The organism is Saccharothrix luteola (assembly GCF_020859565.1).
GTDB lineage: Bacteria > Actinomycetota > Actinomycetes > Mycobacteriales > Pseudonocardiaceae > Actinosynnema > Actinosynnema luteola.
The window spans coordinates 51,929-64,796 of sequence record NZ_JAJHUO010000040.1 but is presented as its reverse complement, the minus strand read 5'-3'; the positions used below and the strand labels follow the sequence as shown (position 1 = coordinate 64,796).

The following is a 12,868-nucleotide window of genomic DNA, read 5'->3' as shown; positions in this document are numbered from 1 at the left end:
GCCGGTCAGCCGCGTCCACCGATCCGGCCGGTCAGCTCGTCCGCCGCACGGCGCGCCTCCGCCGCCAGCTCCGGCCACGTCTCCCCGCACTCCGCCTCGCACACGTGCCGGAACGTCACCGTGATCGCGGCGATCGGCCGTTGGCCGTGGTCGAAGACCGGGGCGGCCACGGAGGCGAAGCCGGCGGTCACGTAGCCGTCCTCCACCGCCCAGCCCCGCCGTCGCTCGACGGCCAGCAGCCGTCGCAGCGCGGGCAGGTTCCGCGGTCCCCGCCCCGTGCGGTCGACGAACGGGCCCGGGAACAGGGCCCTGACCTGCGCCGCGGGCAACCTCGCCAGCATCGCCCGGCCCGACGCGGTCAGGTGTGACGGCAGCCGCACGCCCACGTCCGACACGATCGTGGTCGGTTGGCGAGGTTGCTCCCGCACCAGGTACAAGGCCTCGGCACCGTGCAGCACGCCCAAGTGGGCGGTCCGGCCGACGGTGTCGACCAGGCGCCGGAGCAGGGGCCTGGCCAGGCGCTCCAGCGGATCGTGCCGGAGGTAGGCCGACCCGAGCTCGAACGCCGCCACGCCGAGCCCGTACCGTCGCTCCTCGGGGAAGTGCGTCGCGAACCCGGCCGCGGTCAGCTCCGCCAGCAGGTGGTAGGTCGTGGACCTGGGCAGACCGAGCTCCCGGGCGACCGCCACCGCCGACAGCGGGCCGGGCCTGCTCGCCAGCAGGCGCAGCACGGCGAGCCCTCGGCGCAACGCCGGCACGTCGCTGCTGCCTCCCACGGAACTCATTCTCAACAAAACCCGGTCGGGGCGCATTGGAGGGGTATGAGCACCGGCTTCGAGGAGTTCGCCGCGGCACAGGTGACCCCGCTGCTGCGCTACGCCACCGTGCTGACCGGGGATCCGCACTTGGCCCAGGACGTGGTCCAGGAGGTCCTGATCCGGGCACAGCAGAAGTGGTCGCGCATCGGCTCGGTCGAAGTGCCGGCTGCGTACCTCAAGCGGATGGTGACCAACGAGTACCTCGGTTGGCGCCGCCGCCTCAAGGCGCACCTCCCCCTCACGGGCGTGGACCCGCCCCAGCCCGACCCCACCGACCACTACGACGAGCGGGAGGCGATGCTCCAGCGCATCGACCGCCTCCCGCGCAAGCAGAAGGCCGCCGTCGTCCTCCGCTACTACGAGGGCTGCGACGACGCCGAGATCGCCACCGTCCTGGGCTGCGCCCAGGTCACGGTCCGCAGTCACATCTCCCGCGCGCTGGCAGTCCTGCGCGCCGACGAACGCGTGAGGCAGTCGCTGTGAACGACACCACCGAAACCCTGATCACCGACGCCCTGCGCCACCGGGCCGAGCGCACGCCGCCGCCCGGAGCGGTGCTCGCCGCCCTGCACCGGCCCCGCCGGACGCGCAAGCCGCTGCTCCTGGTGCTCGCCGCCGCCGGCACGACGGCCGCCGCGGCGGCGTTGGTGGTGACCACCGTGAACGCGCCGGTCGTGGGCCAGGCCCCGCCCGCCCGGCAGCTCACCACCACGGCCGCGCCCACCCCGGTCGCCGACGTGCCCACCCGGGCCCTCGAGTACCGGCCCGGGGCGATGCTCGACGGCTACACCGAGCGGGAGCGCACGATCGCCGGCTGGGGCACTTCCCGCATCTACGCGCCCGGCTCGACGAACCCCGGCTCGCCGCTGGTCCGCTTCTCCGTCTTCACCGCCATCACGGACGACATGGCACCGAAGGTCGCGAACGCGCCGGTCGGCGACCGCACGGCGGTCGGCGGCGCCACCGCAGCCTGGTTCGGCGAGAGCCTGTACTGGAACGCCGCCCCCGACCGCGTCCTCAGCGTCAGCCTGGAGAACGTGACCGGCGTGGACGTCCGGGCGCAGGTGCGGCGGATCGCCGACTCCGTCACGGCGGACCCCACGTCGATGCGCGTCCCGTTCTCGCTCGACGGGCACTCGTACGTCGTGGTGAACGGTCCGAGCGCGACCGACTGGGCGATCGCCGGCACGAGCCACCTCGATTACGTCCGGTACGACGTGGAGCTGCTGCGGACCGCCGAGGCGCCGGCCGGCTCCACCCCCACCACCGTGGACGGCAAGCCCGCGCACTACTCCGCCGACGGGTTCGGCCTGCTCGCCGTCCAGCTCGCGCCGAACTTCCAGGTGCGCGTGACGCCGAGCGAGTTCAAGGTTCCCGGCGGCAAGCCCGTGCCGTCCGGTGCGGAGACCGAGCACGCCCCGGTCGACGTGCTGGCGCGCGTGGCGGCGGCGCTGGCGGTGGACACCAACCCGGACGCGGCCTGGATCGGCACCCGCTAGAGGTCCGGCAACCGGCACGCGTCCTGCCGAGGGTGGGCGCTCGACCCCAGAGCGCCCACTCCACTCCCGAGGCCCACCCCGCTTCAGCCGCCGAACTCGATCGTCCCGTCACGCCGCCCGCGCCGGACCATGCGGTTGAAGCTCACCGCCGCCACGGCGATCCACGCCGCGCCGACGCACACCTCCAACCCGAGCTGCACGAGCACGGTCGACGCGGGCCCTCCCGCCACGAACGCCCGGATCGCGGCCAGCCCGTGCGTCATCGGCAGCACGGACGTGACCGCCCGCAGCCAGTCCGGCCAGAACGACGTCGGCACGTTCACCCCACAGAACGTCATCAGCACCAGGTAGCTGAAGTTCAGCGCCAACCACCGCGCCGACGGGAACCCGAGCACGAACGACGCCACGCACGTCCCGTAGCAGTAGCACGACAAGCCGACCACGAAGATCATCAGCGGGATCAGGCCCGCCTTCGGCCACGGCAGGTCCACCCCGAACAACGGCGGCAGCACGAGGAACGCCGTGGTCGACGCCGCCACCCCCGACCCGAGGTTCACCAACCCCCGCCCCAGGTACACGGTGAGGTGGGTGGACGGCGCGGCGACCATCAGCGCCAGCGTGCCGGACTGCCGCTCGCCGACCGCCAGCAGGATGACGACGGTCGCGTCGATGGCCATGATCGCGACCACGTTGCCGATGAGCAGGTAGTCGACCTGCTGCTGCGACCCGAGCATCCGCCCGATCAGCGCGTAGAAGCACGCCTGGATCAGCAGCCGGGACAGCCACATGAACGTCCACGTCTTCCACGTCTGGAACGCCGAGAACATCGTCCACGAGGCGATCAGCCCGTGCTTGAGCACCCGCAGCTGGTCACGCATACGTCACCACCCCCAGCTCGCGCGCCCGGCGCAGGGTGGCCGCCAGCAGCACCCGCCCGCCGACCAGCGCCGCGACGCCGAGCCCGGTGATCGTCAGCAGCCGCCAGCCGACGTCGGCGACGGGGCCGGCGGCCATGGCGTCGCGCATCAGGTCGGCCGACCACGACAGGAAGATCACGTGGGACAGCGGTTGCAGCGGCTCCGGCAGGTAGTGCACCGGGACCATCACGCCGGACAGCAGGTAGATCGGGAAGCTGAGGAAGTTCAGGTAGTTGTTGCTGTTCTTGGTCAGCAGCATGGACGCCGCCAGCAGCAGGCTGGTGCCGATCATCGCGAACACCGACGCCGCCATGGCCGCCCAGAACACCCACGGGTGGTGCACCGCCGGCGTCACGCCGAACAGGAGCTCGCCCAGCAGCCACGTCTCGCCGAGGGGGACGACGCCCAGCACCATCACCGCCGAGATCCGACCGAGGTAGACGGAGTGCAAGGCGCCGGGCGCGGCCATGCCCAGCTCCAGCGTCCTGGTCCAGCGCTCGCCGACCAGCACGACCGTCGCCAGTCCCGTGGCGAAGCCCCACAACCCCATCAGGGTGGGCGCGAGGAAGGCGTTGGCGACCAGGTCGGGGCGGGCCGCGTGCATCACGACCGACAGCATCATCACCACGGTGAACGGGATCGTGCACAGCGTCAGCAGTTCGTCGGGCTGCCTGCGGATCAGCCAGAACTGCGTGCGCACCCCGGACAGGAACAGGCGCACCGCTCAGACCTCCATGCCGCGACGGCCGATGAGGTCCAGGTAGACGTCCTCCAGCCGGGGCGGCACGGCGTGCACCGAGCGCACACCGCGGTCCAGCAGGAAGTCCAGCACCGCGCGCGCCGCCCGGTCGTCGGTCGTCTTGACGCGCAGCACGCCGTTGCGGGTCTCGGTGTCCACCACGCCGGGGATGCCGGTGACGTCCAGCGACGTCTCGGCCTCGACCCAGCGGTGCAGGCCGGACATCGCGGCCAGGCCGCGCGGCGACTCGGTGGCCAGCACGCGCCCCTTGTCGATCAGCGTGACGCGGTCGCAGACCTCTTCGGCCTCGTCCATGTCGTGGGTCGTGATGAGGATGGTGCGGCCTTCGTCGCGCAGCTCGCCGATGAGCGTGCGGAAGTCGCGCGCGGCCACCGGGTCCATGCCGGTGGTCGGCTCGTCGAAGAGGATCAGCTCCGGGTCGCCGATCAGGCCGCGGGCCAGGTGCACGCGCTGCTTCATGCCCCGCGAGAACGTCTCCACGAGGTCGTCGGCCTTGTCCGCGAGGCCGAGGCGCGCCAGCAGCTCGTCGGTGCGGACCTTCGCCTGTGCGTCCGGGAGCTTGTAGAGCGCGGCCCAGTAGCGCAGGGTCTGCCGCGCGGTCAGCTTCCCGTAGAGGCCTCGCTCGCCGCCGAACACGATGCCGATGAGGTGCCTGATCTCGGCCGCGCCGGTCACGACGTCGTGGCCGAGCACCTCGGCGCTGCCCGAGGTCGGCAGCAGGATCGTGGACAGGATCTTGCACAGCGTGGTCTTGCCCGCCCCGTTCGGGCCGAGCAGGCCGTGGACCTCGTTCGTCGGGACGTCCAGCGTGAGCCCGGCGAGCGCGGTCACCTCCTCGCCCCTGGGCCGCCAGCCCTTGCCCTTGCGGAACGTCCTGGTCAGGTCCTGCACGCGGACACTCACGGTCACCCCCATGGTGGTTTTCCGAAGCTACCGGTCGGGCAGGACGCGTGAGGAGTGGTTTTGGTTGGCCGAGCCGTCTCGGATACCAGACACGATCGGCGGATGTCGGGTCGTGCGGATCGGGCCGCCGGGTTGAGATGGGCACATGCAGCAACCCGTGCAGCTGGGTCCGACACCGCTGACCCGCGACGACGTCCACGCCGTCGCCCGGGGTGACGCACCCGTGGAGATCACGGAGGCGGCCCGCGAGGCGGTCACCACCGCCCGGGCGCACATCGAACGCCTGGCCACGGCCGAGCAGCCGACCTACGGCGTGTCGACGGGCTTCGGCGCGCTGGCCGTCCGGCACATCCCGCCGGACCGCCGTGCCGCCCTCCAGCAGTCCCTGGTCCGCTCGCACGCCGCGGGCGCGGGTCCCGAGGTCGAGCGCGAGGTCGTGCGCGCCCTCGTCCTGCTCCGCCTCAAGACCCTGGCGAGCGGCCACACCGGCGTGCGGCTGGAGACCGCCGAGGCGATGGCCGCGATGCTCAACGCCGGCATCACCCCGGTCGTGCACGAGTTCGGCTCGCTCGGCTGCTCGGGCGACCTCGCGCCGCTGTCCGCCGCCGCCCTCGCGCTCACCGGTGAGGGCGACGTCCGCGACGCCGACGGCAACCTGGTCCCCGCCGCGCAGGCCCTCGCGAAGGCGGGCATCCGGCCCGTCCGCCTGGCCGAGAAGGAAGGCCTGGCGCTGATCAACGGCACGGACGGCATGCTCGGCATGCTGATCCTGGCGGTGAAGGACCTGAACTACCTGCTCGACGTCGCCGACCTGACCGCCGCGATGAGCGTGGAGGCCCTCCTCGGCACGGACCGCGTGTTCGCCGCCGACCTCCAGGCCCTGCGCCCGCACCCCGGCCAGGGCCGGTCCGCGCGGCGCATGGCGGAGATCCTGCGCGACTCCGAGATCATGGACAGCCACCGCGGCCCGGACTGCACGCGCGTGCAGGACGCCTACTCGCTGCGCTGCTCGCCGCAGGTGCACGGCGCGGCCCGGGACACCGTCGCCTACGCCGAGACCGTCGCCGACCGCGAGCTGGCCTCCTCCATCGACAACCCGGTGGTGCTGGCCGACGGCCGGGTCGAGTCCAACGGCAACTTCCACGGCGCGCCGATCGCCTACGTGCTGGACTTCCTCGCCATCCCCACCGCGGACGTGGCGAGCATCGCGGAACGCCGCACCGACCGGATGCTCGACGTGAACCGGTCGCACGGCCTGCCGCCGTTCCTGGCCCACGACCCGGGCGTCGACTCCGGCCACATGATCGCCCAGTACACGCAGGCCGCGATCGTCAGCGAGCTCAAGCGCCTGGCCGTGCCCGCGTCCGTCGACTCGATCCCGAGCAGCGCGATGCAGGAGGACCACGTCTCCATGGGCTGGTCCGCCGCGCGCAAGCTGCGCCAGTCCGTCGACGGCCTGCGCCGGGTCCTCGCGATCGAGTTCCTGACCGCCGCCCGCGCGCTGGACCTGCGCAAACCGCTCAACCCCGCACCCGCCACCGCCGCGGCCATCGCGAAGCTCCGCGAGCACGTCGAGGGCCCCGGCCCGGACCGCCACCTCGCGCCCGAGATCGCCGCCGCCGAAGAGCTCATCCGGAAGGGAACCCTGTGATGGTGCGCGCTGCCCGAGGGACCGAACTGACCGCCCGCAGCTGGCCGACCGAGGCCGCGCTGCGGATGTTCCACAACAACCTCGACCCGGACGTGGCCGAACGCCCCGAGGACCTGGTCGTCTACGGCGGCACGGGCAAGGCCGCCCGCGACTGGCCGAGCTTCCACGCCATCAGCCGCGAGCTGGCGAACCTCGCCGACGACGAGACGCTGCTCGTGCAGTCCGGCCGCCCGGTCGGCGTCATGCGGACGCACGAGTGGGCGCCGCGCGTGCTCATCGCGAACTCCAACCTCGTGCCGGACTGGGCGAACTGGCCCGAGTTCCGCCGGCTGGAAGCCGAGGGCCTGACCATGTACGGCCAGATGACGGCCGGTTCGTGGATCTACATCGGCACCCAGGGCATCCTCCAGGGCACGTTCGAGACGTTCGCCGCCGTGGCCACCAAGCGGTTCGACGGCACCCTGCGCGGCACCCTCACCGTGACCGCGGGCCTCGGCGGCATGGGCGGCGCGCAACCGCTCGCGGTCACCATGAACGAGGGCGTCGCCCTGTGCGTCGAGGTCGACCCGCAGCGCGCCCGCCGCCGCGTGGAGACCCGCTACCTGGACGAGATCGCCGACGACCTCGACGACGCGATCGCCCGCGTGCTCGCCGCGAAGTCCGAGGGCCGGGCGCTGTCGGTCGGCCTGATCGGCAACGCCGCCGAGGTGCTGCCGGAGCTGCTGCGCCGCGACGTGCCGGTGGACATCGTCACCGACCAGACCTCCGCGCACGACCCGCTGGCGTACTGCCCGAAGGGCGTCGCGGTCGAGGACTGGCCCGACTACGCCGCCGAGAAGCCCGACGAGTTCACCGACCGGGCCCGCGAGTCGATGGCCGACCACGTCGAGGCCATGGTGGGCTTCCTCGACCGCGGTGCCGAGGTCTTCGACTACGGCAACTCCATCCGCGGCGAGGCCAAGCTCGGCGGCTACGAGCGGGCGTTCGACTTCCCCGGCTTCGTGCCCGCCTACATCCGACCGCTGTTCTGCGAGGGCAAGGGCCCGTTCCGCTGGGCCGCGCTGTCCGGCGACCCGGCCGACATCGCGAAGACCGACCGGGCGATCCTGGAGCTGTTCCCGGAGAACGAGCAGCTCGCGCGGTGGATCAAGATGGCCGGTGAGCGCGTGGAGTTCCAGGGCCTGCCCGCCCGCATCTGCTGGCTCGGGTACGGCGAGCGCCACCTCGCGGGCCTGAAGTTCAACGAGATGGTGGCGTCGGGCGAGCTGTCCGCGCCGATCGTGATCGGGCGCGACCACCTCGACTGCGGCTCGGTCGCGTCGCCGTACCGGGAGACCGAGGCGATGGCCGACGGCTCGGACGCGATCGCCGACTGGCCGCTGCTCAACGCCCTGGTCAACACCGCGTCCGGGGCGACCTGGGTGTCGCTGCACCACGGCGGCGGCGTCGGCATCGGCCGGTCCATCCACGCCGGTCAGGTCACGGTCGCGGACGGCACGCCGCTGGCGGCGCAGAAGATCGAGCGGGTGCTGACCAACGACCCCGCCATGGGCGTGATCCGGCACGTGGACGCCGGGTACCAGCGGGCGGTCGACGTGGCCGCGTCGAAGCACGTCCCGATCCCGATGAGCGCCGATGACTGACCTCGCGGACATCGCCGACGTCGGACGTGACGCGCGGCGCGGCGGCTACTCGCGGCACGGCTTCGACCGGGTCGAGCGGGAGCTGCGGGCGTGGTTCGTGGAAGAGGCCGAGCGGCGGGGGCTGGACGTGCGGCCCGACCGCAACGGCAACCTGTGGGCGTGGTGGGGCGCGCCGGGGCCGGACGCGGTGATCACCGGCAGCCACCTCGACTCGGTGCCCGGCGGCGGCGCGTTCGACGGGCCGTTGGGCGTGGTGTCGGCGTTGCAGGCGTTCGACCTGCTGCGCGCTCGCGGGTTCGTGCCCTCGAAGCCGCTGGCGATCGTCGTGTTCGTGGAGGAGGAGGGCGGGCGCTTCGGCGTCGCCTGCCTCGGGTCGCGCCTGATGACGGGCGCGATCACGGCCGAGGCCGCGGCCAAGCTGGTGGACGCGGACGGCGTCACGTTCGGCGAGGCCGCCCACGCGGCCGGGTTCGACCCGTTGCGGATGGGTCGGGACGACCGGGCGCTGTCGTCCGTCGGCGCGTTCGTCGAGCTGCACGTGGAGCAGGGGCGCGGGTTGGAGGTGCCGGTGGGGTTGGCGAGCTCGATCCTGGCGCACGGCCGGTGGCGGTACACGTTCAGCGGCGAGGGCAACCACGCCGGGGCGACGGTGATCGAGGACCGGCGCGACCCGATGCTGCCCGCCGCGCAGCTGGTGCTGGCCGCCCGCCGTGCGGCCACTTCCGGCGCGCGGGCCACGGTCGGCCGGGTCGTGCCGAACCCCGGCGGCACCAACGTGATCGCGTCGTCGGTGGACGTGTGGCTGGACGCGCGGGCCGACGACGAGCCGCGCACCCGCGAGGTGGTCTCGGAGATCACGTCGGCGGCGCGTGAGGCGGCTGCCTCGGAGGGCTGCGAGGTGCGCGTGACCGAGGAGAGCTGGGGCCCGACGGTGCACTTCGACCCCGGCCTCATGTCCCGCGTGCGGGACGCGCTCGGCGACGACACGCCCGCGTTGCCGACCGGCGCCGGTCACGACGCCGGGATCCTGGCGGCGCACGTGCCCACCGCCATGCTGTTCGTGCGCAACCCCACCGGGATCAGCCACGCGCCGGCGGAGTTCGCCGAGGCGGACGACTGCGCGGCGGGCGTGCTGGCGCTGGCGACGACGTTGGAGCACCTGACGCGATGAAGAGCTTCTGGTGCGAGCAGGTGTGGCTGCCGGACGGTGTCGCGGAGCGGGTGCTGGTGCGCGTGGACCGGGGGCGGATCGCCGCCGTGTCCACTGTGGACACGATTCCGCTCGGCGTGGAACGGCTCCACGGCCTGGTGCTCCCGGGTTTCGCGAACGCGCACTCGCACGCGTTCCACCGGGCGTTGCGCGGGCGCACGAACTCCGACGGCGGCACGTTCTGGACGTGGCGCGACCGGATGTACGCGGTGGCCGAGCGGTTGACGCCCGACTCGTACCTGAAGCTGGCCACGGCCGTGTACGCGGAGATGGCCGTGGCCGGGGTGACGGCGGTGGGCGAGTTCCACTACCTGCACAACGGCGGCAACGAGATGGCGGAGGCGTTGCGACAGGCGGCGCGTGACGCCGGGATCAGGCTCACCCTGTTGGACGCTTGCTACCTCGCGGGTGGGATCGGGCAGCCCGTGCGCGGGGTGCAGGAGCGGTTCTCCGACGGGACCGGGGACCGGTGGTTGGACAGGGTCGCTGAGCTGCGCGGTGACGAGAACACCAGGATCGGCGCGGCGATCCACTCCGTCCGCGCGGTGCCACGTGAAACGTTGTCGCTGGTAGCTGGCGCGTTCCCCGATCGGCCGCTGCACGTCCACCTGTCGGAGCAACCGGCCGAGAACGAGGCGTGCCTGGCGGCGTACGGCCTCACCCCTACCGAGTTGCTGGCCGAGGCCGGCGCCCTGACGCCGCGCACGACAGCCGTGCACGCGACTCATCTGTCCACTAAGGACATCGGCCTGCTCGGCTCGACGCGCACCGGTGTCTGCTTCTGCCCGACGACGGAGGCGGACCTGGCGGACGGCATCGGCCCGGCGCGGGAGTTGGTCGAAGCCGGGTCGCCGCTGTCGTTGGGCAGCGACCAGCACGCGGTGATCGACCCGTTGTTGGAGGCGCGGGCGTTGGAGCACCACGAGCGCCTGCGGACGGGTGAACGCGGCCGATTCGCGCCGGCGGACCTCGTTGCGGCACTGACGAACCACGCCTCGATCGGCTGGCCCGACGCCGGTCGGATCGAGGTGGGCGCACCGGCTGATCTCGTAGCCATTCGGGTGAACTCGGTCCGCACCGCCGGCACCTCGCCCGAGCAACTGGTCCTGGCCGCCACCGCCTCCGACGTCTCTGTCGTAGTAGTAGGGGGGAAGGTCGTAGCCCGCGATGGTGTGCACGAGCAGCTGGGAGACGTCGCGCGGCTGCTGAGCGATGTACTCGCCTGATCGGGTGGCGAGATTCCCACTCGCCGCACTCCCGCTCAGGATCATGGCTTCATGCCACCACCGCGCCCGACCTTTCGCCGCAGGAAGTTGGCCCGCCGCTTGCGCCGGATGCGCGAGGCGGCAGGTATGACCATCGAAGACGCCGCCATCGCCCTGGACAAGCACCGCAACAGCCTCTACCGCCTGGAAGCGGGGGAGACGAAAGTCGACGTCCACCTCGCCCGCTCGATGATGGATGTCTACGACCAGTACGACCCGCACCTCATCGACGACGTCCGCGATGCCCTGAAGCCGCAGTGGTGGATGAAGTTCGGTATGAGGGCCTTGGGCTACGTCGACCTGGAGACCGAGGCGACGGAGATCCGGGAAGTAGCGCTCATCTACGTCCCTGGTCTGCTCCAAACCCAGCCCTACATGCGGGCGGTCTTCGAGGCGGACGCGCTCAAGCGCACCCGGACTGAGCTCAACGCGCAGGTCGAGGTCCGGACCATCCGGCAGCGGCGGCTGATCGATGAGGAAGACCCCCTGCACCTGTCCGCCCTCCTCGATGAGTCCGCGCTTCGCCAGACGATCGGTGGCCCGGCTGTCATGCGCGATCAGCTCGAACACCTGGTCATGATGGCCGAGCTGAGCACTGTGACCTTGCGCGTCCTGCCGAGGGGCATCGGCGCACATGGCGGACAGACCGGTTCCTTCACCCTGTTGGACTTCCCCGATCCGGAAGACCGGACCATCCTGTACGTCGAGTACCCGACCGGCTCCATCCAAGTAGAGGAACCCGACGAGGTGTGGCGGGCTAAGCTGCTGTTCGACCACTTGCTCGATCGGGCGCTCAGTCCACAGGACTCGGTCGCCTTCATCGAGCAGATCATCGCCGAGCAGGAATGAGAGGCGACCTGTTGTCCACTATGGACCTCACCGGTGCGGTGTGGCGGAAGAGCAGTCGCAGCGGCGGTGGTAACGAAGGCAACTGCGTCGAGGTGGCCTTCGCCTCCCCGGTCGTGGCGGTTCGGGACTCGAAGAAGCCCGATGCGGGCAGGTTGGCCTTCTCGGCGTCCGCGTGGCAGCGGTTCGTGCGGTCGTGAGCAGCACGCTCGTCACCGGTATCGGTGAGTTGACCACGAACGACCCCGAGCTGGGTCGCCTCGCCGATGCCGCCCTCGTCTTCACCGACCGCGTGGAGTGGGTGGGCCCCGCGTCCTCCGCGCCGGCCGCCGACACCCGGATCGACGTGGAGGGGCGGGCGGTCCTCCCGGGCTGGGTGGACAGCCACACGCACCTGGTGTTCGCGGGCGACCGGACGGCCGAGTTCGAAGCCCGCATGGCCGGTCAGGCGTACGCGGCCGGTGGGATCGCGGTGACGGTCGGCGCTACCCGGGAGGCGTCGGACGACGAGCTCGCGGCGAACCTGCGCCGGCTGGTCGGCGAGGCCGTCGCCCAGGGCACGACCACGATCGAGACCAAGACCGGCTACGGGCTGACCGTCGAGGACGAGGTGCGGTCGGCGCGGATCGCGGCGGACGTGGCCGACGAGGTCACCTTCCTGGGCGCGCACCTGGTGCCGCCGGGAGCGGACGCGGACGAGTACGTGTCGTTGGTGGTCGGCGGGATGCTGGACGCCGTCGCGCCGCACGTGCGGTGGGCGGACGTGTTCTGCGAGCGGGGCGCGTTCGACGCCGACCAGTCCCGGGCCGTGCTCGAAGCCGCGCGGGCCAAGGGCCTGGGGCTGCGGGTGCACGGCAACCAGCTGGGTGAGGGCCCCGGCGTCGGGCTGGCGGTGGAGCTGGGCGCGGCCAGCGTCGACCACTGCACGTACCTCTCGGCCGCCGACGTCGACGCGTTGGCGCACTCGTCCACCGTCGCCACCCTGCTGCCCGCCTGCGACCTGTCGACCCGCCAATCGCTGCCACCGGCCCGTCGCCTCCTCGACGCGGGCGCGACGGTCGCCCTCGCGAGCAACTGCAACCCGGGCAGCTCCTACACGACCTCGATGGCCTACTGCATCACGACAGCGGTCCTCCAGATGCACCTGACCATCGAGGAGGCCGTCACCGCCGCCACGCTGAGCGGCGCGAAAGCCCTCCACCGCACAGACGTCGGCCACCTGTCACCGGGTGCCCGCGCCGACGTCCACGTGCTCGACGCGCCCTCGACCACGCACCTGGCGTACCGCCCGGGCGTCCCGCTCACCCACGCGGTGTGGCGAGCAGGCGTTCGACAGCGGTGACGGCGTCCCGCACC

At 72.2% G+C, this 12,868-nt stretch carries 13 protein-coding genes; 9 read left to right on the top strand and 4 right to left on the bottom strand.

The genetic code is table 11. The features are described from left to right. Positions 1 to 5: 5 nt before the first annotated feature. Positions 6 to 776 (bottom strand): IclR family transcriptional regulator, encoded by a 771-nt coding sequence (locus LNK82_RS40690; RefSeq protein WP_230572208.1) that lies wholly within the window; start codon positions 774 to 776, stop codon positions 6 to 8. A 45-nt stretch (positions 777 to 821) separates the two neighbouring features. Here LNK82_RS40690 and LNK82_RS40685 point away from each other — a divergent pair, with 45 nt between their 5' ends. Together LNK82_RS40685 and LNK82_RS40680 are read left to right on the top strand one after the other, a co-directional pair. After that, on the top strand, positions 822 to 1,301 hold the full coding sequence (locus LNK82_RS40685; RefSeq protein ID WP_230572207.1) for a SigE family RNA polymerase sigma factor: 480 nt from the start codon (positions 822 to 824) through the stop codon (positions 1,299 to 1,301). Beyond that, a complete protein-coding gene (locus tag LNK82_RS40680; RefSeq protein ID WP_230572206.1) occupies positions 1,298 to 2,317 on the top strand; it encodes a hypothetical protein in 1,020 nt (339 codons plus the stop codon). The genes LNK82_RS40685 and LNK82_RS40680 overlap by 4 nt, the downstream gene beginning before the upstream one ends. An 83-nt stretch (positions 2,318 to 2,400) precedes the next feature. Here the strand turns inward: LNK82_RS40680 and LNK82_RS40675 are convergent, their stop codons facing one another. From LNK82_RS40675 to LNK82_RS40665, 3 genes are read right to left on the bottom strand one after another with little or no spacing between them, the layout of a single operon-like run. Further along, the gene (locus LNK82_RS40675; RefSeq protein WP_230572205.1) at positions 2,401 to 3,195 is read right to left on the bottom strand and encodes an ABC transporter permease; all 795 of its coding nucleotides are present in this window, start codon (positions 3,193 to 3,195) and stop codon (positions 2,401 to 2,403) included. After that, entirely contained in the window at positions 3,188 to 3,955 is a 768-nt protein-coding gene (locus tag LNK82_RS40670; RefSeq protein ID WP_230572204.1) for an ABC transporter permease, read from the bottom strand. Before LNK82_RS40670 ends, LNK82_RS40675 begins: the two co-directional genes overlap by 8 nt. 3 nt (positions 3,956 to 3,958) lie before the next feature. Further along, positions 3,959 to 4,903, bottom strand: coding sequence for an ABC transporter ATP-binding protein (locus LNK82_RS40665; protein WP_230572203.1), 945 nt, complete (start codon positions 4,901 to 4,903; stop codon positions 3,959 to 3,961). 139 nt (positions 4,904 to 5,042) lie between these two features. Here LNK82_RS40665 and hutH point away from each other — a divergent pair, with 139 nt between their 5' ends. The 7 genes from hutH to hutI are packed head-to-tail and all read left to right on the top strand — an operon-like array spanning position 5,043 to position 12,854. Continuing rightward, the gene (gene hutH, locus LNK82_RS40660) at positions 5,043 to 6,548 is read left to right on the top strand and encodes a histidine ammonia-lyase (protein WP_230572202.1); all 1,506 of its coding nucleotides are present in this window, start codon (positions 5,043 to 5,045) and stop codon (positions 6,546 to 6,548) included. Continuing rightward, positions 6,548 to 8,191 carry a urocanate hydratase gene (hutU, locus tag LNK82_RS40655; RefSeq protein WP_230572201.1) on the top strand — a complete coding sequence of 548 codons (1,644 nt, stop codon included), beginning with the start codon at positions 6,548 to 6,550 and terminating at the stop codon, positions 8,189 to 8,191. Before hutH ends, hutU begins: the two co-directional genes overlap by 1 nt. Beyond that, entirely contained in the window at positions 8,184 to 9,362 is a 1,179-nt protein-coding gene (locus LNK82_RS40650; RefSeq protein WP_230572200.1) for an allantoate amidohydrolase, read from the top strand. The genes hutU and LNK82_RS40650 overlap by 8 nt, the downstream gene beginning before the upstream one ends. Then, on the top strand, positions 9,359 to 10,627 hold the full coding sequence (locus LNK82_RS40645) for a formimidoylglutamate deiminase (RefSeq protein WP_230572199.1): 1,269 nt from the start codon (positions 9,359 to 9,361) through the stop codon (positions 10,625 to 10,627). The genes LNK82_RS40650 and LNK82_RS40645 overlap by 4 nt, the downstream gene beginning before the upstream one ends. A 51-nt stretch (positions 10,628 to 10,678) precedes the next feature. Continuing rightward, positions 10,679 to 11,515 carry a helix-turn-helix domain-containing protein gene (locus tag LNK82_RS40640; protein WP_268997904.1) on the top strand — a complete coding sequence of 279 codons (837 nt, stop codon included), beginning with the start codon at positions 10,679 to 10,681 and terminating at the stop codon, positions 11,513 to 11,515. Continuing rightward, entirely contained in the window at positions 11,512 to 11,712 is a 201-nt protein-coding gene (locus LNK82_RS40635; protein WP_230572197.1) for a DUF397 domain-containing protein, read from the top strand. The genes LNK82_RS40640 and LNK82_RS40635 overlap by 4 nt, the downstream gene beginning before the upstream one ends. Next, positions 11,709 to 12,854: an imidazolonepropionase gene (gene hutI / locus LNK82_RS40630; protein WP_230572196.1), complete on the top strand. Its 1,146-nt coding sequence runs from the start codon at positions 11,709 to 11,711 to the stop codon at positions 12,852 to 12,854. Before LNK82_RS40635 ends, hutI begins: the two co-directional genes overlap by 4 nt. The last annotated feature ends 14 nt before the right edge of the window (positions 12,855 to 12,868 follow it).

Coding starts and splice junctions, on each gene's coding strand:
- LNK82_RS40675 (WP_230572205.1), bottom strand. CDS start 3,195: ATGCGTGACCAGCTGCGGGTGCTCAAGCACGGGCTGATCGCCTCGTGG.
- LNK82_RS40685 (WP_230572207.1), top strand. CDS start 822: ATGAGCACCGGCTTCGAGGAGTTCGCCGCGGCACAGGTGACCCCGCTG.
- hutH (WP_230572202.1), top strand. CDS start 5,043: ATGCAGCAACCCGTGCAGCTGGGTCCGACACCGCTGACCCGCGACGAC.
- LNK82_RS40635 (WP_230572197.1), top strand. CDS start 11,512: ATGAGAGGCGACCTGTTGTCCACTATGGACCTCACCGGTGCGGTGTGG.
- LNK82_RS40650 (WP_230572200.1), top strand. CDS start 8,184: ATGACTGACCTCGCGGACATCGCCGACGTCGGACGTGACGCGCGGCGC.
- hutU (WP_230572201.1), top strand. CDS start 6,548: ATGGTGCGCGCTGCCCGAGGGACCGAACTGACCGCCCGCAGCTGGCCG.
- LNK82_RS40640 (WP_268997904.1), top strand. CDS start 10,679: ATGCCACCACCGCGCCCGACCTTTCGCCGCAGGAAGTTGGCCCGCCGC.
- LNK82_RS40645 (WP_230572199.1), top strand. CDS start 9,359: ATGAAGAGCTTCTGGTGCGAGCAGGTGTGGCTGCCGGACGGTGTCGCG.